This window comes from Solibacillus sp. FSL W7-1472 (genome assembly GCF_037969775.1).
GTDB classification, from domain to species: domain Bacteria; phylum Bacillota; class Bacilli; order Bacillales_A; family Planococcaceae; genus Solibacillus; species Solibacillus silvestris.
This window is the reverse complement of record NZ_CP150208.1, coordinates 2,585,126-2,605,201: the sequence shown is the minus strand read 5'-3', so window position 1 is coordinate 2,605,201 and position 20,076 is coordinate 2,585,126. Positions and strand designations below refer to the sequence as shown.

The following is a 20,076-nucleotide window of genomic DNA, read 5'->3' as shown; positions in this document are numbered from 1 at the left end:
GCAAACATGAGTAAAACAAAGAAACTAATGGCCATGCTGCTCTGTTGTCTTCTAGTATTCTCCGTAGTATTTCCGTTCGGTGCTACGGAAACGGAAGCTGCAAGTAAGCAAATTTCGGATATATCGAAAAAAAATTCGAAGTATAAAGCAGCCAAATGGACAATAGATAATGATTATTTGCAGTTGTATAAAGGAAATAAATTCCAGTCCGGAACACTCGTAATGGAATGGCAAATGCTGCAGTTTTTGGCGAAGATGGACAAAAACTATCATTTCAGTACAAATGATAAAGATATGCTCTATGAATATTATGGCGACTTGAATATTCCGTTATATGGTGTAAATAATAAATCGAAACGCAATGCCAATATTTCACGCGGACATTTTGCGCGGCTTTATGCGGCGGTAAATGGTCTTGATTTATCCGAGATTCAGGCGGTCAGATATTTGTATATGAACGAAATTACGACAGGTACAACAGGAAAGCAAACATACGAGGACTATAAGCCGACACGCAATATTAATCGCGGTGATATGGCAGTCTTCATGTACCGAATCAATCAGCAAGGGAAACTGGCAATTGAAGGTCTGGCAAGTACACCTGCTGGCAAAGATAATAATAAAATTACATTACCGGTAAACTTTGTTGAGAGTAAAAACGGCACTGTGACAATACCGACAACACCAGGTGAAAATACGGATGATAAAACGACACGTCCGGATGTTTATAAAGCAGTTAAAAAAATTAATGTAGAAAACGAGGAACTTACAGCAAACGGTGTTGATTCCACATTAATTACAATTGATCTGCGAGATAGCTACGGCAATGACATTTCATATGATGAATCATTGGCATTTAAAGTAACTTCAAAAGCAGGGGCAAAAGTTTCCGAAACGAATACAAGTACAAGCGGTCAATCCACAACGGTCTATACCGATGGACCACAGCTTAGCGTATATGTAACGGCACCAGCTTTAACGAAGTCAGTAGTGGATACAATTCGCTTTGAGATGATTAATCCATCAGAAAAGTATTACACATACAAAAATCAGGTGATTGAAGCGTCTGTGCGCTATGTGCCAAAAGCAGAACTTCGTATTTCTTACGAAGTGTTCGATCCGGAACAGACAGAGTGGAATGGCGGAACGGTTGACCCTGGCGTTAGACCTTTACCGGCATTACCTCAAGGTGTTGTAGGGACAACGACAGTACCATTTACACAAAACGGGGTAATAACAATCTCAAACTACGATCCGGATTTAAAAGTGATGACTGGGTCTAAATGGGAAAGCTATACAACTGCTGACGGAAAACTGACACAAGGCCAGGTTACTTCCAAGGAAATTCAATACGGGAATGCAGATTTGAAGCTGGAAGGTCAAATTATATCGGTTTGGCTGTTTGAACAAATTCTTGACTATATGATTGAAGGACCAAAAGAGGAATCTTCTTGGGGCGGTCTCGGCAATGCTAAAGTAATGTACACGGTCAACAATGAGGGACGCGCGACATATGATTTGCAAGGTGTCATGAGTGAAGAAGATACGGAAGCATTCGATTCAATGCTCCATGCGGTCATTATTTATTTAACAGATAAATTTTTACCGATTGCAGACCAGGTAACATTAGCACATGAAGAGTCGGTAGAGGTCATTAAGGCGATGTATGATCGTTTAGGCCAAATCGACAAAAACCTACTGCGAAAAGATTATGCGGATATAATCGGGAAGCTCGAAGGTGCCGTTGCAAAAATTAAGGTTTTGCTTGCAGGTAAAGAGCTGCAGCAGCGTCCGGAAGGCATGGACCGATATACAAAAGTAATCGTCAACCTTGTCGCACCAGGCGGGGTTATTATTACCGATTATAAAGGCACGGTGGAAGTAACTTTCAACGGCAAAACACGTGTCGTATCATTCGATACAAATACGAAAGACTATAATAACGGCACAGGCAGCCGCGGATCCGCGGTAGTTTACTTTGATGATATTTTATACGGTAAAGCGCAAGTAAAGGCGCGGTTGATCGATTTGGATCCACGCTACGATAAGGTCGTTCAAAGCCTGAAAAATACAACGGTCACTGAACAAATCTTTGCCAACCCGCGTTATGAAAACAATTTATGTTCCGTTGAATCGGAAGTTATGTTTGTTGTAGACCACTCTGGTTCGATGAAAGCGCGCGATGCGAAAAATTATACAGCGAATAAAGTGAAGCAAACGATTAAACAAATCGGGGCAAACCCTAGTCATGTATATCGCTTTAATAATCGTCCAAATCACGAAGCAACCGACAAAGCGGATATTGTTTCAAGTATCGATAGTTTGTTAACGTATAAAAATGAAAACCGATCGACAAATATTGTGAAGGCCCTTGAAACAGCAATCGGTAATTTCACGACAAACCAGTATACGAGCAAAGCTATTGTACTAGTTACTGACGGTTATTCGAACAGCAATGGACTCGAACAGGTGCTGAGAGATGCAAAACAAAAAGGAATTGCAATTCACACTGTCTCTGTTGGGTCATATACAACGGTAAATGAGAAACTACTGAAAGATATTTCGTCCGAAACAAATGGCACATATCAAAATATTACATCGATTGAAAACTTGCACGGCTCTTTGCAAGCAATCATTACGACAATTTTATGTAAAACACCTGCTATGAATAATAGTTGTCTAGTAGGGGATACAATCTTTAACAATACCGATGTTCGTATCGAAACATCAAAAGTAACAATCCTGGCAGATGTAAATACAGGATGTGACAATGTAAAAGGTGTTCGCGTTGTCTTCATTTCACCGAGTGGGGATGTTAAATACGACTTGCCTGCACGAGGTTCTTCTCGTTATATGCATAGACCGAACCTTTATGAGTTCCCGGAATTTGATTTATATGTAGAGGTTGAATTCCAGGCAATTGATGCAACCGGCAACATTATAGGGACTAAAATTCATAATATGTGACAAAATAGAGGCTCACTTATAAAGTGAGCTTCTTTTTTAGTTTGAATGATTGAAATCTGTGTCGAACTTTGTTAAACTTACATTAGAATAATTCTAATTTAACAATTCCCGATTCATTTTGGAATGGACTTCATCTTGCTCTCTTTGGGACAAGATGTATTTTTCTGAAGTTAGGGTATATATACAAAGGTTCATTTATCCGCTGACAATTTAAAAGTTGTTTTTGGATTTAATTAAGTAGGTTTAGTATATACTTTCATGTCATGTTCACAAACTAAACTAGAATCATGCTGCAATTATGTTACAATAAAATCTATGAATTAGAACGTGTGAGGTGTGGGGATTCATGCATACATTAGTAGTAGGCCTGAATTATAAAACAGCGCCAGTAGAAATTCGTGAAAAGCTCTCGTTTATCGAATCGGATCTTCCGAATGCTATGGAAGCGCTACAAAAGCAAAAAAGCATATTGGAAAATGTAATCATCTCTACTTGTAACCGTACAGAAATTTATGCGGTTGTTGATCAATTACACACTGGTCGCTATTATATTAAACAATTTTTGGCGAACTGGTTTAACATACCGATGGAACAGTTCGAGGATCACTTATTCATCCGTGAAGAAGATGATTCATTGAACCATTTATTCCGTGTAACGGCTGGTATTGATTCAATGGTGCTTGGAGAAACGCAAATTTTAGGACAAGTAAAGAAAAGTTTTTTACAAGGTCAGGAAATTGGTACAACTGGTACAGTTTACAACCAACTATTTAAACAGGCAGTAACATTTGCAAAACGTGCCCATAGTGAAACAGCGATTGGGGAAAATGCTGTTTCTGTTTCTTATGCTGCCGTAGAGCTTGCCAAAAAAATCTTTGGTTCCTTGAAAGATAAGCATGTAGCCATTTTAGGTGCCGGTAAAATGGGCGAACTTGCAATTCAAAACCTATACGGAAATGGTGTAGGAAAAGTAACGGTTATTAACCGTACATTTGAAAAAGCCCAAAACTTGGCATTGAAATTTGATGGAGATGCGAAAGCAATGAATGAACTTCAATGTACGCTGCTGGAAGCTGATATTTTAATCAGTTCAACTGGGGCAACAGATTATGTCATCGATTATGACTTAATGAAAGATGTAGCGAAATTCCGTAAAGGCGATCCTTTATTTATGGTCGATATTGCGGTACCGCGTGATTTAGATCCGCGTATTGGCGATGTGTCCAATGTATTCCTGTACGATATTGATGACCTTCAAGGAATTGTACAAGCAAACTTGGCTGAACGTGAACGTGCGGCAAATGAAATTACAGCGATGATTCAAGAGGAAATTATTCAATTTAAAGATTGGTTTAATACACTTGGTGTTGTTCCTGTTATTTCTGCCTTACGCAAAAAAGCGGCATCTATTCAAGAAGAAACAATGTTGAGTATCGAAAACAAAATGCCGAATTTAACAGAGCGCGAACGCAAAATTTTAAACAAGCATACAAAATCGATTATTAACCAGCTATTGAAAACGCCGATTCTACAAGCAAAAGAACTTGCAAACGAGAAAAATGCGGAAGCACAGCTTGCATTGTTCCAGCAAATCTTCGGTATTGAAGATGAAGTGCAGCATGAAGTTCAGCAATTACGCCCGGAAGTGAAAAGAAGTGAAACAGCAAAAGAGGTAACCTTAAAACCAGGGTTATCTTATTAATTGAACAATAGCCAATAGACATTGAGCCTTATTGAAGCACTTTATTCAAATAAAACATAAGCGTTTTCGTATCTATATGGTAAAATTATAGATAGCGAAAGCGCTTTTTTTAGTAAGTTTCCATCAGGAGAAGGGTGCATATGACAGAAATGGTAATGACAAGATTATATGAGCTCATGATCATTCTCTATGGGCTCTGTATCGTACTATATTTCACAGACTATCTTTATAAAAATATAAAATTCAGACGTGTAGCTTTTTGGTTTGTTTCGATTGTTTGGGTGTTACAAACTTTATTTATCGTCTTATTTATCATTGAAACGAAGAGATTTCCGATTTTATCGTTGTATGAAGGAGTATTCTTTTATGCATGGCTCTTAACGACACTTTCTATCGTCCTTCATTGCATTGTACGAGTAGATTTACCAGTGTTTTTTATTAATGTATTGAGCTTTGTATTTATGACAATCCATTTATTTGCGCCGCAAACGAACGATCAGATTGTCGGTGATTCATTAGTTTCTGAAATGCTGCTAATCCATATTAGTTTTGCGATTGTGTCATACGCAGCTTTTTCTGTTGCGTTTGTCTTCTCGCTGCTATATTTAATTTTATATCGCATATTAAAACGAAAAAAGCTTACTAATTTATGGTCACGTTTGCCAAGTTTACAGCAAATGGTGAAATGGATTAATTTATCAACCATTATTGGTATTCCATTGCTATTAATAAGTTTAATTTTAGGATTAGAATGGGCATTTTTAACATTAGAGAATGTTTCAATTTTCGATGTGAAAATATTAGGTTCGTTTATCGTATCGATAGTTTACTTAATTATTTTCTTGCTGCATCAGAGAGGGAAATTAATTGGCATGGTATATGCTAAAGTGCATGTTTATTTATTTTTACTCGTAGTCATTAATTTCTTCCTCGGCAGCAAATTATCAAATTTCCATCTGTGGGTTTAGCAGAATAGAAAGGTCGGAGTAACGTGAGAAAAATTATTGTAGGATCCCGAAAAAGTAAATTAGCATTAACACAAACAAACTGGTTTATTAATGAGCTAAAAGAGGCTGGCGTACCATTTGATTTTGAAGTTAAGGAAATTGTAACAAAAGGCGACCGCATTTTAGATGTACAGCTTTCTAAAGTTGGCGGTAAAGGACTATTCGTTAAAGAAATCGAGCAAGCTCTATATGATAAAGAAATCGATTTTGCCGTACACTCGATGAAAGATATGCCTGCCGTATTGCCGGAAGGGTTGATCATTGGCTGTATCCCTCCACGAGAAGATGCGCGCGATGCCTTTATTTCAAATGGTCATGTGAAATTTGCTGATCTGCCAAAAGGGGCAATCGTTGGAACGAGTTCATTACGTCGTAGCGCACAATTATTACAAGCACGTCCAGACCTTGAAATTAAGTGGATTCGCGGAAATGTCGATACACGTCTAAAAAAACTGGAAACTGAAGATTTCGATGCGATTATTTTAGCTGCAGCAGGCTTGAAACGACTTGGCTGGAGCGATGAAGTCGTTACGGAATATTTAGATACAGATATTTGCCTTCCAGCAGTTGCACAGGGTTCATTAGGTATTGAATGCCGTGCGGATGATACGGAGCTGCTAGAACAACTGAAAAAATTAACAGACGCCACTACATGGGCTACAGCACATGCCGAGCGTTCATTCTTAGCTGCAATGGATGGCGGTTGCCAAGTCCCGATTGCTGGCTATGCAACAGTAGAAGGTGACACAATTACTTTAACTGGTCTAGTGGCAGCACCGGATGCTTCTGTAACGTATAAAGAAACGTTGACAGGTACAGATGCGGATGCGGTTGGTAAAGCAGTTGCCGCAAAATTAACAGAGCAAGGTGCCTTTGACTTAATTCAAAAAGTAAAGGCTGAGTTAGATGCCGAGTAATGCACTCTTAGGAAAAACATTGATTATTACAGGGTCGGCTGTTGTAAGAACTGTAGAGCAATTGATTGAGCAACATCACGGGAAAGTTTATAATTATCCATTAATCGAAACAGTAGAAAAGATTTCTAAGGAAGATAAATTCTATCTTCAGGAATTACAGGCCTATCATTGGCTCATTTTTACGAGTCAAAATGCGGTGAAAAGCTTTGTCGATAAATGTATACGGCATGAACAGACGATTCCTGCAACAATGAAAATTGCAGCTGTCGGTGAAAAGACAGCTGCTTTATTAAAGGGGCACGGCTATAAAATTCATTTTATGCCAACTGTTTACAGTGCTGATGTATTTGTGAAGGAATTTTCAATGATGCCAGGGGAACGTGCACTATTTATACGCGGATCGAAGGCGAAAAAAACGATACACGAAGGTACCGGAGCAGATGAATGGACCGTTTATGAAACACGTCCGTGCAGTATATATTTTGCGCAGTTAACACAGTGCCTGCTGACCGAAAAACAACCGATTGTAATATTCGCCAGCCCTTCTGCGGTTGATATTTATGCTGAGCATATTGTGCCGCATGTAGCTTGGCAAAATGTGAAATTTGCATCGATTGGTCATGTAACAACAGCGGCCCTTGAAAAGCATGGGGTACAGCCAATGGTGCAACCGAAAATCTATACGATGCAAGCTGTAATTGAACAGCTCATCCTGGAGGAACAGACAAAATGACAGAACTATATTTCCAACGTCACCGTCGCTTACGTCAAAATGCAGCGATGCGTGCACTTGTAAAAGAAACATACCTACAAAAAGAAGACCTTATTTATCCGTTGTTTATTATTGAAGGTGAAAATATTAAAAACCCTGTAAGTTCAATGCCGGGCGTGTTCCAGTTATCATTAGATAATTTGGCTGCTGAAATGGATGAAATTGTAGATTTAGGCATTCGTGCGGTATTACTGTTCGGAATTCCTGAAGAAAAGGATGCAGTCGGCACTGGTGCTTTCCATGATCATGGGATTGTACAGAAGGCGACGCGCTTAATTAAAGAGCGTCATCCAGAGCTTCTAGTCGTAGCAGATACTTGCTTATGTGAATTTACGGACCACGGTCATTGTGGTGTCATTGAAGGCGAACAAGTTTTAAATGATCCATCACTTGATGTGTTGGCACGTACAGCAGTTTCTCAAGCAAAAGCCGGTGCTGATATTATTGCTCCGTCAAACATGATGGACGGCTTTGTAACGGCAATTCGTGCAGGTTTGGATGCAGCAGGCTTCCAGCATATTCCGATTATGTCGTATGCGGTGAAATACGCTTCAAGCTATTACGGACCATTCCGTGAAGCAGCGGAAGGGGCACCACAATTCGGTGACCGTAAAACGTATCAAATGGATCCTTCCAATCGAATGGAAGCGATTCGTGAAGCAACTTCCGACGTTGAAGAAGGTGCAGATTTCCTAATCGTGAAACCGGCATTAGCATATTTGGATATTATCCGTGATGTGAAAAACAGCTTCCCGCTGCCTGTTGTGGCATATAATGTTTCAGGCGAATATTCAATGGTAAAAGCAGCTGCACAAAATGGCTGGATTGATGAAAAAGCAGTTGTACTAGAAACATTATTAGGTATGAAACGTGCAGGTTCGGATTTAATCATTACTTATCATGCAAAAGACGTCTGTCGTTGGTTGGAGGAAAAATAATATGCGTAGTTATGAAAAGTCAAAAGCAGCATTCACAGAAGCGGTTGATTTAATGCCAGGAGGAGTAAACTCTCCTGTACGTGCATTTAAATCAGTAAACTTGGATCCGATATTTATGGATTCAGGCAAAGGTGCAGTTATTAAAGATATCGATGGCAATGAATATATTGACTATGTCCTATCGTGGGGTCCGTTAATTTTAGGACATGCACACCCGGAAGTTGTTTCGGCTATTCAGGATCAGGCAGCTAAAGGCGCATCATTTGGTGCACCAACTGTTTCCGAAAACAAATTGGCGAAACTTGTAATGGACCGTTTGCCGTCAATGGAAATGATTCGTTTCGTATCATCAGGAACAGAAGCAACAATGTCTGCACTTCGCTTAGCGCGTGGATTTACAGGACGCGATAAAATTTTAAAATTTGAAGGTTCATATCACGGTCATGGGGATTCGCTGCTTATAAAAGCGGGTTCGGGTGTTGCGACGCTTGGTTTACCTGACTCACCTGGTGTTCCGGCTGATATTGCCAAAAATACACTAACGGTTGCATACAATGACTTGGAATCAGCAAAATTAGTATTCGAAAAATTCGGCGCTGATTTGGCGGCAGTTATTTTAGAACCGGTTGCAGGCAATATGGGTGTTGTTCCGCCACAGCCAGGTTTCCTGGAAGGGTTGCGTAAGCTGACAGAAGAAAATGGAACGGTTTTAATTTTCGATGAAGTAATGACAGGCTTCCGTGTAGACTATGGCTGTGCCCAGGAATATTACGGAATTACGCCTGACCTTACTTGTTTAGGGAAAGTAATCGGCGGAGGTTTACCGGTTGGTGCATTTGGCGGAAAGCGTGAAATTATGGAGAAAATCGCTCCGGCAGGCCCGATTTATCAAGCAGGCACATTATCAGGTAATCCACTTGCTATGACTGCCGGCTATGAAACATTAAGCCGCTTAAACAAAGACTCTTATGAATACTTCCGCAAGCTAGGAGACCAGTTGGAAGAAGGTTTCCGTGCAGCAGCGACGAAATACAATATTCCACATACAGTGAATCGTGCAGGGTCGATGATTGGTTTCTTCTTTACAAACGAAGATGTAATTGATTTTGATTCGGCAAAAAGTTCGGATTTAGAGCTATTTGCTGAATACTTTAAACTGATGGCTGAAGAAGGAATTTTCTTGCCACCTTCACAATTTGAAGGACTATTTATTTCAACAGCGCATACGGAAGAACAAATCGCAAAAACGGTTCAGGCATTCCATAATGTCTTTGAAAAATTAGCACGATAATTAAATCATAAATTCCCTTTCTATGCATAATGTAAGCGTAGGGAGGGGATTTTTTATGCAACAGTGGGAAATGAAAGAGACATTTACATTTCCAAAGCAATTAGGAAATGTTCAAGAGAATTCTAAAATAGTAGTAGAACCGAAATGGCATGAAGAAATTAATGAAGATTCCGTCGTAGTAAGAGGAATTTATGTAGTAAAAGGAAATATTCAATTTGATCATGTAGCACGCGAGGATGAAACGGAGGAAGGTATTTATATCGAGCATATGGATATTGAAAAAGATCATGGTTATTTCGAATATGCCCTGCCTTTTTCAGTAGATTTTCCAAACGATGATATTGAATCTGTCTCACTTCGCATAAATGACATAAAAGTAGAACCAAATAATGGCTACTGCTCATGCAGCTGGGCTGTCCATTGTGATGTGGAAAAGAAAGTACAAGCAATAGCTGAAGTTGAGAAGCCCGCACCAGTTGAAGAAATCGTTTTGGAGCAAAAGCCTGTAGAAGAAGTACAACCCCGACTTCAAGCGGAAAAAGAAGTAGAAGCAGAAGTAGAGGTAGAATCAACGCAGCTGGCCCAAACCGTTCCACATGAGCTTGATTTCCTGGAACAGTTGGCCGATGCGTATAGCCGTGTACAAATACAAATAAAAAAATAAATAAATGTTCCGTAAGAATTGAAGCTTACGGAACATTTTTTTGTTAAATGAAATCTGTGAGCAATAAGTAAGTAAATAAAATTAGAAGGGCCAGCAATAATATATCACCCGTTGTCGGAAGCAAGACCGTTCGGATCGCCTGAAAAATCGTAATCGGCAAAATACAATGGCGCATAAAGAAACGGAATTTTCTCAGCCATGGAGGCAATAAATATGGATTGTAGTTTTTTCGCAATGTCCAGACTCCTTTTGCATAGTATATGTGAAGAGAACGGATAACGTGTTAAAGTATATTCGCCATTCGTGCTTGATATTTCATTAAAAACAGCTTAAAATAAAGTGCAACTATATAATTGAAGCGAAGATTAGGAAGAGTACGTATGAGATCGATGGCAAGAGAGGAAACGGTAGCTGAAAAGTTTCTCCATCAACCATGCAGAAGGTAGCCTAGGAGCTGACTTAGTGAACCAACAGTAGCTAGGATCCGGTTAAACACCGTTATCGAATGAAGTGCCGAAAAGCTTAAGGAAATTATGCGAGCGCATGACGGGGAAATGCTGAAAAGATGCATTTGCCAGTCAAGGAACGACGAAGCGAAGCAACGACAATGAACAAATAGTTCGTGAGGATTGCCGAGTGGAGACGAAGAATGCGAACGATTGAATTAAGCCGCTCGGAAATAAAGGTGGTACCGCGAATTAACTCCCTCGTCCTTTTTTAAGACGAAGGGAGTTTTTTTATGTCCAATAATAAGGTGACAAAGGAGAGATTCATCATGACGGAAATTACAATGCCAACAAAATACGATCCGCAGCAAACTGAAGCCGGCCGCTATGAATGGTGGTTAAAAGGCAAATTTTTCGAAGCAGATCCAACAAGCGATAAGGAACCATACTCTATCGTTATCCCACCGCCAAACGTAACAGGTAAGCTGCACCTTGGCCACGCTTGGGATACAACATTGCAAGATATTTTAATTCGTATGAAACGCATGCAAGGATATGACGCACTATGGTTACCGGGTATGGACCATGCGGGTATTGCGACACAGGCGAAAGTAGAAGAAAAATTGCGCGGTGAAGGTATTACCCGCTATGATCTTGGCCGTGAAAAGTTCCTTGAAAAAACATGGGAATGGAAAGAGGAATACGCTTCTCACATCCGTGCACAATGGTCGAAATTAGGTTTAGGCTTAGACTATTCAAAAGAGCGTTTCACACTCGACGATGGTTTATCGGATGCTGTAAAAGAAGTATTCGTTAAATTATACGAAAAAGGCTATATTTACCGTGGTGAGCGTATTATTAACTGGGACCCAGCTGCTAAAACAGCCCTTTCAGACATCGAAGTAATTCACAAAGAAGTAGAAGGCGCATTCTACCATATGGAATACCCTCTTGCTGATGGTTCAGGTAAACTACGCGTTGCAACAACTCGTCCAGAGACAATGCTAGGTGACTCTGGTGTAGCTGTACACCCTGAAGATGAGCGCTATGCACACTTAGTAGGGAAAACTGTCATTTTACCTATCGTAGGTCGCGAAATTCCAATTGTTGCAGATGACTATGTAGATATGGAATTCGGTACAGGTGTTGTAAAAATGACACCAGCACATGACCCGAACGACTTTGAAGTTGGTAATCGTCATAACTTAGAACGTATTTTAGTAATGAACGAAGATGGTACAATGAATGACTTAGCTGGTAAATATGCGGGTATGGATCGTTTCGAATGCCGTAAGCAAATTGTTGCGGATTTGCAAGAGGCAGGCGTATTAATAGAAATCGAGCCACATGTACACCAAGTAGGCCACTCAGAGCGTACGAATGCTGTTGTAGAACCATACCTTTCTAAGCAGTGGTTCGTAAAAATGGCTCCACTAGCTGAAGAAGCATTAAAAATGCAAGCAGATGAAAATGAAAAAGTAAACTTCGTACCAAATCGTTTTGAAAACACATATAACCGCTGGATGGAAAATATCCATGACTGGTGTATTTCACGTCAATTATGGTGGGGTCATCAAATTCCAGCTTGGTATAACAAAGAAACAGGCGAGCTTTATGTAGGAAAAGAAGCACCTGAAGATGCTGAGAATTGGACACAGGACGAAGATGTTCTTGATACGTGGTTCTCATCTGCTTTATGGCCGTTTTCTACAATGGATTGGCCAAATGAAGAATCTGAAATGTTCAAGCGCTACTACCCGACAAATACGTTGGTAACGGGCTATGATATCATCTTCTTCTGGGTAAGCCGCATGATTTTCCAAGGGAAAGAATTTACAGGCGAGCGTCCATTTAAAGACGTTTTAATCCATGGTTTAGTTCGTGATGCTGAAGGACGCAAAATGTCTAAATCTCTTGGGAACGGGGTTGACCCGATGGATGTAATCGACCAATATGGTGCGGATTCATTGCGTTACTTCCTTGCAACAGGTTCATCTCCAGGTCAAGATTTACGTTACTCTACAGAAAAAGTAGAATCTACATGGAACTTCGTAAATAAAATCTGGAATGCTTCTCGTTTTGCATTGATGAACATGGAAGGCCTAACATTTGAACAAATCGATTTAACAGGCAACCTTTCTACAGCGGATAAATGGATTCTTTCACGCTTGAACGAAACGATTGACCGTGTAACAACTTTATCTGATAAATACGAGTTCGGTGAAGTAGGCCGTGAACTTTACAACTTTATCTGGGATGACTTCTGTTCGTGGTATATCGAAATGGCGAAATTGCCGTTGTATGGTGAAGATGAAGCAGCTAAATTAACGACACGTTCAGTTCTTGCGTACGTTTTAGACAATACGATGCGTTTACTGCACCCATTCATGCCATTCGTAACAGAAGAAATTTGGCAGCACTTGCCACATGAAGGTGAGTCTATTACGGTAGCTGCATGGCCGACTGTAAACCCAGCATTCAACTTTACGGCAGAAGCAGGCGATATGCAGCTGTTAATGGATATTATCCGTTCAGTACGTAATATTCGTGCAGAAGTGAATACACCAATGAGCAAAAAAGTACCGATGACGATTTCAGCAAAAGATGAACAAACATCGGCAGTGCTTGAAGTGAACAAAGGCTATATTGAAAAATTCTGTAACCCGGATGGCTTAACAATCGGGGCGAATCTTGAAGCACCAGCACAAGCAATGTCAGCAGTAGTTTCAGGCGCAGAAATCTTCATGCCACTTGCAGGCTTAATCAATATTGAAGAAGAAATCGCACGTCTTGAAAAAGAACTCGACAAATGGGCTAAAGAAGTAAAATTAGTTTCTGGAAAGTTATCAAATGAACGATTCGTTTCAAAAGCACCGGAAGCATTAGTAGCAACAGAGCGCGAAAAACTGGCGGATTATGAAGCAAAATTCGCAACAGTTGAAAAACGCATTGCAGAACTGAAAAACATGTAATGCCAAAGAGAGGTACCGTATAATGGTACCTCTTTCTTTTAATTCAGCTATAATAAAATATATTACATATTAGCCGTATTAGGGAGAGAACATAATGTTTCAAACGATGGAGCAGTGCACAAATTTTATTTTTAAGTTAAAAGCAAGCCAATATAAAGGCGAACCATTACAGTCGGCGAAGATTATCCTGGATGCACTTGGCAATCCGGAACAAAAAACGAAATTCATTCATTTTGCAGGTTCCAATGGAAAAGGTTCAACATTGAATGCAACGCGTGAGATTTTAATCGAGCATGGCTTAACGGTCGGTGCCTTCATATCTCCGCATTTAGAGCGTGCGAATGAACGGGTGACGATCAATAAACAGCAAATTCCCGATGAGGACTTTTTACGTATTGCAAACGAGATTGCGGAAGTTGTTGGAAATAAATTGGACGGAAAGTTTCCAAGCTTTTTTGAGTTCATGACATTACTTGCCCTAAAATACTTTTCGGAGCGATCATTGGATATCGCTTTGCTTGAAACCGGGATTGGCGGACGTTTGGACTCGACAAATGTTGTGACCCCGGAAGTGAGTGTTATTACTACGATATCGCTTGAACATACAGATATGCTAGGGGAAACGTATGCGGAAATTGCCGCAGAAAAAGCCGGAATTATTAAGCAAGGTAAGCCGGTCGTTGTCGGAGTAGAAAATCTGGAAGCGCTAGCGGTAATTCAACAAACCGCAGCACAACAGCATGCACCGATTTATACGATAAGCGAACACTTTTATGTAGAGAATCAAAAAGGTGCTTTTTTTGACTACAGAGGCAATATCAGCATTGACAAGATTGAACTTGCGATGGCAGGGGAACATCAAAAGGCGAATGCCGCGCTTGCCATTACGGCAGCCGATTTATTCCTTTCATCGTTTGATGCACAAAAAGTAAAACTGGCCTTGCAGCATGCAAAGTGGGAAGGGCGTTTTGAACGGGTACGCCATAATGTCATTTTAGACGGTGCCCATAATTCGGAAGGGACGACTGCCCTCATTAAAACTTTGAAAGATACCGCGCCGAAGCATAAAGTGAAGTTTGTCTATGCTGCATTACAGGACAAGGATCATGCAGTAAGTATAAAGTTAATGGATGATGTCGCATCTGAAATGCACTTCACACAAATTGATCTGCCGCGTGCAGCAACAGCGAAGCAATTATTTGAGCAAAGCACACATTCAAAAAAGTTTATGCACTCAAACTGGCAGGCGCTAATTGAAAAAGAAATGAATCATTTGGCTGAAGACGAGGTGCTCGTTATTACCGGCTCTTTATATTTTATCGCTGAAGTGCGCCGTCTATTTATAGAAAGAGAGTGGATTTCATGATTCCATTACTGGAAGTATATAAAGAGCGTTGGCAAGTGGAAAGTGAACAAGCGATCAAGCCGGGTTTGGAGGCAATTGAATTCGCGCTCCGTAAGTTAGGTGAGCCTCAAAAAAAACTGAATGCCGTTCATCTAGCGGGAACGAACGGAAAAGGTTCAACATTGGCTTTCATTGAAGGGATGGCACGGGAATACGGGTTATCGGTCGGGAAATTCATGTCACCTTGCATTGTGGATGTTCATGACCAAATACAGATTGATGGCCGTCCAATCACAAATGAACAGATGGACCGGATGTTTCAGCAATTGGCGAAAGCGGGGCTTAGCGGAAAACTAACGGACTTTGAACTGTTGACGGCAGTGGCGCTTTTATATTTTGCTGAGCAAAGTCCGGACTTCGTACTAATCGAAGCAGGCATGGGCGGCAGAGAAGACAGTACAAATGTTGTGACACCGATTGTTTCGGTAGTACCGAGTATTGCTTTGGAACATACGAATTTTTTGGGCAATACATTAACGAGTATCGCGTATCATAAAGCCGGTATATTGAAAGAAAACCGTCCTGCTGTCATTGGGGATATGACAGAAGAGGTTACGGAAGTTTTCGAAAAAGAAGCCATTCAAAAAAATGTGCTATTATCCAAGTTTGGAAAGGATTTTTTCGTTACAAAACTTGATGGGACAGAAACGTATGAGTACCCATTACAGCAAATTACTATTTCCGATTTACAGCGTCAGCTATTGGGGAAACATCAAGGGCATAATATGGTATTGGCCATTACTGCTTTTCTGGAAGTTATAAAGAAATTCGAACTGCTGCTAGATGTTCAAAAAATCCGCAATGGTGTGAACAATGCAACACTTGCCGGGCGCTTTGAACAAATTCGCCCCAATCTTTATTTTGACGGAGCGCATAATCCTGCAAGCATTCAGTCATTGGTTGATACGGTTAAAGAGAATTTTCCGAATAAGCGAATTGAATTTATTATCGGGCTACTGGCTGACAAGGATATCAAGACAATTCTGCAGTTATTGGAAGAAGTCGGTGATGCTTTTTATTTCGCCAATATTCATAATGAACGTGCAATGCAGGCAATGACTCTTTACGAACTTAGTCAAGCGAAGGAAAAACAAATAATCGATGATGTAAACGAATTTTTACAAGGTTTAGTAAAAGGTGACACGGTTCGAATTGTAACCGGCTCACTTTATTTACTAAGTGAAATTCGACGAAATATGCACTGATGCAGCTGGAGAAACGGTTCCTACAGGAAAAGCACGATGCCTGTGACTCCAAGGTTACAAGTGCCCGTGGAAAGCGTCCAAACTGATTAGAAAAGCAAGTTAATAGAACCAAACGGACTTCAATTGCAAATAATGAAGAATAATAGCGAAAACTTTTTAGAGGGAGGCGACAGCAGTCTCCTCTTTTTTTATCGCTATTTTGCTATTATTGTATGAAAAAGAGATGGAGCTGTGGCAACGATGAAAGCTTTAAGGAATAATGCCATTTTTCAAGCAATGTTCATTGGAAGTATTACAGGGCTTGCTGGCGTCATACTATTTGTTTTTATTCTGCAACTACCGACGACAACCGAAGAAGCTGCAGAAACAATCCCGACAGTTCAAACACCCGAGGAGCAGCAAGTACAGCAACAGTATTTTGCGTTGCAGCATGGTGTTTTTTCAAATTTTGATAGTGCAGCACAATTTTTAGGCACTTATCCTACGCTAAATAAGGCAGCAGTTGTTAAAGTGGACGAGCAGTATTTTGTCTGGTCCCGACTGGACACGGAAAAAGTGGAAACAGCATTAACGATTGTACCGACCGGATTTTATAAAAAAATTACGATTATGAGCAGCTGTCCTAATCCTGCAGAATTTCAGCTGCCGGTCACATTGAAAGATTCGAAAATGTTCTCATTGGAAGATACAGAAGCAATTGACAAACAACAAGTGCCAAAAGACTGGACGGCACTTATGACGGAAGTTTCTAAGCTTTCCACGAATCCGAATGTTGTTCGTCTGCATATGTTTATAAATTATTTTGAGAGTTTGGATTGCTTGAAAGTAACATTTTAATCAATGTAAACATACAGAAATCTTGTTTTTGTATATTTGAAACTAGAGTTGGCTGTTGTCCAAATTTCCTTTTCTCGGTTACTATAGTGGGTAGGAGGATTGGAAATGAATTTTACTACAAATGAACAACTAATATTAGCTTCTGCTTCACCAAGGAGAAAAGAACTGCTTCAAATGCTGAATATCCCGTTTACCATTGTGACGAGCGATGTTGTTGAAACAAGCGTAACAGTCGATACGGCTCGTGAATATGTGACAGAAGTGGCATTGTTGAAAGCACGTGATGTGGCCAAGAAATGTCAGGGGAAATGTATTATCGGAGCGGATACAATTGTTGTGTTTAATAATCAAATACTGCACAAGCCTGTTTCGGAGGAAGAAGCCATAGAGCATCTAACAAAGCTTGCCGGGAATCGCCATGAAGTAATGACTGCTGTAGCCCTTATTTTGGCTGACGGAACAGAGCATACTTTTGTAGAAGTAACATCCGTACTATTTAAAGAAATTTCTCCGCAATTGATCAAGGCCTATGTTCAGACAGGAGATCCATTCGATAAAGCAGGCGGATACGGAATTCAAACGAGTGGCGCCATGCTCGTTGACCGTATTGAAGGGGACTACAATAATGTCGTCGGTTTACCGATTGCTACATTAGTTCAAAAAATGCTTACATTACAACTACTAAAACTACCATTTTAGGAGTGATGTAAATGACGGTCCAACCGTTATTGAATATGAAAATCCATGATGTTCATGAATCAGACCGCCCGCGTGAACGCCTCATCCGCCAAGGAGCAAAGAGTCTGTCAAATCAGGAACTGATCGCCATCTTGCTCGGAACCGGGACAAAAAGAGAGTCTGTGTTGACCGTAGCTAACCGGGTACTGATCAACTTCGAAAAATTGCATAATTTAAAGCATGCAACACTGGAAGAAATAACAGAGATAAAAGGAATTGGAGAAGCAAAAGCGGTTTTACTGCTCGCTGCGATTGAACTGGGAAGACGACTTGCGTCGAGAGATTTAGAAGAACGCTTTACTATTCGATCTCCGGAAGATGCAGCCACCTTTTTAATGCAGGATATGACGTCCTTACAGCAGGAACATTTTGTCTGTCTCTTTCTCAACGTAAAAAATCAGGTGCTTCATAAGCAAACAATCTTTGTTGGCAGCTTGAATGCCAGCATCGTCCACCCTCGGGAAATATTCCGCGAAGCTGTAAAACGTTCCGCTGCTTCTATAATCTGTTCCCACAACCATCCAAGTGGTATCCCGACACCAAGTCCGGAAGATATTGATGTCACAACAAGACTTTATGAAGCAGGTAAAATAGTCGGGGTCGACTTGCTCGACCATGTTATCATCGGTGATCATCAGTTTATAAGCATGAAAGAAAAGGGATATTTCTAATTCTAAGGAATCCTAAGCAACTGGACAAACGTATTAAAGCGTTTGTCTTTTTATTTTGCAGTTATTTAATCACGAATTAACAGGTAGTAAGACGAAATCAGAATACTGTAAAGACCCAATGGATCCATAAGTACTGTCACAGGATGGGACGGTTTTAGATTGTGTTCCCTCTAATTCAGGGAGGTAGAAAACCCCCACTGATAGAAGTTTCAAATTATTACATTGCGATAACAATTATTACGGATTTAAAAATTCGTCGACAATTTTCGCAATTGCAACTTTTATTTGTTATATTCGTCATAAGCATGTGGCGATTTTGTTAAATCTTACATATTAATTTTATTTGTTTCGTAACGGAAATAGAAATACAATAGTAAAGTAGTGTTGTAGAAAAAAACATTCGACAAAAGTCGCGATTCGGTGCTTGTAACACTATAATTTTTTGATGTAATTCGTTATAATAGAGCGTATGATTTTGCTAGCATCATAAATTAGAAATCGTTTTAATAAGAAAGGGAGTACTTAATTTGTTTGGATTAGGGAATAAAGATGTCGGGATTGATCTTGGCACAGCTAATACATTAGTATTTGTAAAAGGTAAAGGAATTGTATTACGTGAACCATCAGTAGTAGCGAAAAATACAAAAACTGGCGATATTGTAGCAGTCGGAAACGACGCAAAAAATATGATCGGTCGTACACCGGGTTCAATCGTGGCAATCCGCCCGATGAAAGATGGCGTTATTGCTGATTTCGAAATTACAACAGCAATGATCCAATATTATTTAAAAGAAGCAATGAAAGCATCGGGTTCTAACTGGAAGAAACCGAATGTCATGATTTGTGTGCCATATGGTATTACTTCGGTTGAGCAACGTGCTGTTATTGATGCAAGTCGTCAAGCGGGTGCAAAAGAAGCATTTACAATTGAAGAACCATTTGCTGCAGCAATCGGGGCAAACTTGCCGGTATGGGAGCCAACAGGTTCGATGGTAGTTGATATCGGTGGAGGTACAACAGAAGTAGCTGTTATTTCTCTAGGCGGGATTGTAACAAGTGAATCAGTACGTGTCGGTGGTGATGCAATGGATCAATCCATTATCGCCTACATCCGTAAAACATATAACTTAACAATTGGTGAGCGTACAGCAGAAAGCATCAAAGTAGAAATCGGTACAGCACTTGCTGAAGGACCTGCTGAAACGATGGAAATTCGCGGACGCGACTTGTTAACGGGTTTACCAAAAACAATTGAAATTACATCAGATGAAATTTCAAAATCTTTACATGAAGCGATTGTTGTTATTTTAGATGGTGTTAAGAAAACATTGGAACAAACACCACCTGAATTATCTGCAGACGTAATGGAGCGTGGTATTGTTTTAACAGGCGGTGGCGCATTATTACGTAATTTAGATAAAGTAATCAGTGATGAAACAAAAATGCCTGTATTTATTGCTGAAGATCCGCTGGATTGTGTTGCAATCGGAACGGGTAAAGCATTGGACAACATCGCTTTAATTCGCGCACAACAACTGAAGTAA

The 20,076-nt window shown here is 40.1% G+C and carries 16 protein-coding genes and 1 other annotated feature; of the genes, 15 read left to right on the top strand and 1 reads right to left on the bottom strand.

The genetic code is table 11. The features are described 5' to 3' along the window. Window positions 1–6 precede the first annotated feature (6 nt). The 8 genes from MKY07_RS12990 to MKY07_RS12955 all read left to right on the top strand — a co-directional run bounded on the left by MKY07_RS12990 (window position 7) and on the right by MKY07_RS12955 (window position 10,258). Window positions 7–2,967, top strand: coding sequence for a vWA domain-containing protein (locus tag MKY07_RS12990; protein WP_339262547.1), 2,961 nt, complete (start codon window positions 7–9; stop codon window positions 2,965–2,967). 346 nt (window positions 2,968–3,313) lie between these two features. Next, window positions 3,314–4,669: a glutamyl-tRNA reductase gene (gene hemA, locus MKY07_RS12985; RefSeq protein WP_339262545.1), complete on the top strand. Its 1,356-nt coding sequence runs from the start codon at window positions 3,314–3,316 to the stop codon at window positions 4,667–4,669. A gap of 140 nt (window positions 4,670–4,809) precedes the next feature. Continuing rightward, window positions 4,810–5,637: a cytochrome c biogenesis protein CcsA gene (gene ccsA, locus MKY07_RS12980; RefSeq protein ID WP_008405182.1), complete on the top strand. Its 828-nt coding sequence runs from the start codon at window positions 4,810–4,812 to the stop codon at window positions 5,635–5,637. 23 nt (window positions 5,638–5,660) lie between these two features. Continuing rightward, on the top strand, window positions 5,661–6,593 hold the full coding sequence (hemC, locus tag MKY07_RS12975) for a hydroxymethylbilane synthase (RefSeq protein WP_339262543.1): 933 nt from the start codon (window positions 5,661–5,663) through the stop codon (window positions 6,591–6,593). Next, on the top strand, window positions 6,583–7,326 hold the full coding sequence (locus MKY07_RS12970; RefSeq protein WP_065215602.1) for a uroporphyrinogen-III synthase: 744 nt from the start codon (window positions 6,583–6,585) through the stop codon (window positions 7,324–7,326). The genes hemC and MKY07_RS12970 overlap by 11 nt, the downstream gene beginning before the upstream one ends. After that, on the top strand, window positions 7,323–8,303 hold the full coding sequence (gene hemB / locus MKY07_RS12965) for a porphobilinogen synthase (RefSeq protein WP_014823255.1): 981 nt from the start codon (window positions 7,323–7,325) through the stop codon (window positions 8,301–8,303). Before MKY07_RS12970 ends, hemB begins: the two co-directional genes overlap by 4 nt. A 1-nt stretch (window position 8,304) precedes the next feature. Continuing rightward, on the top strand, window positions 8,305–9,594 hold the full coding sequence (gene hemL, locus MKY07_RS12960) for a glutamate-1-semialdehyde 2,1-aminomutase (protein ID WP_008405189.1): 1,290 nt from the start codon (window positions 8,305–8,307) through the stop codon (window positions 9,592–9,594). Window positions 9,595–9,649: 55 nt separating this feature from the next. Next, window positions 9,650–10,258, top strand: a complete 609-nt coding sequence (locus tag MKY07_RS12955) for a hypothetical protein (RefSeq protein WP_008405190.1) — start codon at window positions 9,650–9,652, stop codon at window positions 10,256–10,258. 43 nt (window positions 10,259–10,301) lie between these two features. On the opposite strand, the gene MKY07_RS12950 is transcribed toward MKY07_RS12955, so the two are convergent. Next, window positions 10,302–10,493, bottom strand: a complete 192-nt coding sequence (locus MKY07_RS12950; protein ID WP_014823256.1) for a hypothetical protein — start codon at window positions 10,491–10,493, stop codon at window positions 10,302–10,304. A gap of 117 nt (window positions 10,494–10,610) precedes the next feature. After that, window positions 10,611–10,976 (top strand) — a binding site (T-box leader). A gap of 57 nt (window positions 10,977–11,033) precedes the next feature. Between MKY07_RS12950 and MKY07_RS12945 the strand changes: the two genes are divergently transcribed. The 7 genes from MKY07_RS12945 to MKY07_RS12915 all read left to right on the top strand — a co-directional run bounded on the left by MKY07_RS12945 (window position 11,034) and on the right by MKY07_RS12915 (window position 20,076). Beyond that, window positions 11,034–13,676 carry a valine--tRNA ligase gene (locus MKY07_RS12945; protein ID WP_339262539.1) on the top strand — a complete coding sequence of 881 codons (2,643 nt, stop codon included), beginning with the start codon at window positions 11,034–11,036 and terminating at the stop codon, window positions 13,674–13,676. 94 nt (window positions 13,677–13,770) lie between these two features. Continuing rightward, a complete protein-coding gene (locus MKY07_RS12940) occupies window positions 13,771–15,042 on the top strand; it encodes a folylpolyglutamate synthase/dihydrofolate synthase family protein (RefSeq protein ID WP_339262538.1) in 1,272 nt (423 codons plus the stop codon). After that, on the top strand, window positions 15,039–16,286 hold the full coding sequence (locus MKY07_RS12935; protein ID WP_339262536.1) for a folylpolyglutamate synthase/dihydrofolate synthase family protein: 1,248 nt from the start codon (window positions 15,039–15,041) through the stop codon (window positions 16,284–16,286). The genes MKY07_RS12940 and MKY07_RS12935 overlap by 4 nt, the downstream gene beginning before the upstream one ends. A 231-nt stretch (window positions 16,287–16,517) precedes the next feature. Further along, window positions 16,518–17,123 (top strand): hypothetical protein, encoded by a 606-nt coding sequence (locus MKY07_RS12930; RefSeq protein ID WP_014823331.1) that lies wholly within the window; start codon window positions 16,518–16,520, stop codon window positions 17,121–17,123. Between the two features lie 105 nt (window positions 17,124–17,228). Beyond that, window positions 17,229–17,822 (top strand): Maf family protein, encoded by a 594-nt coding sequence (locus MKY07_RS12925; RefSeq protein WP_014823332.1) that lies wholly within the window; start codon window positions 17,229–17,231, stop codon window positions 17,820–17,822. Between the two features lie 11 nt (window positions 17,823–17,833). Then, window positions 17,834–18,532 carry a DNA repair protein RadC gene (gene radC, locus MKY07_RS12920; protein ID WP_008405196.1) on the top strand — a complete coding sequence of 233 codons (699 nt, stop codon included), beginning with the start codon at window positions 17,834–17,836 and terminating at the stop codon, window positions 18,530–18,532. Window positions 18,533–19,059: 527 nt separating this feature from the next. Continuing rightward, complete coding sequence (locus tag MKY07_RS12915) at window positions 19,060–20,076, top strand: rod shape-determining protein (protein WP_008405197.1); 1,017 nt, start codon at window positions 19,060–19,062, stop codon at window positions 20,074–20,076.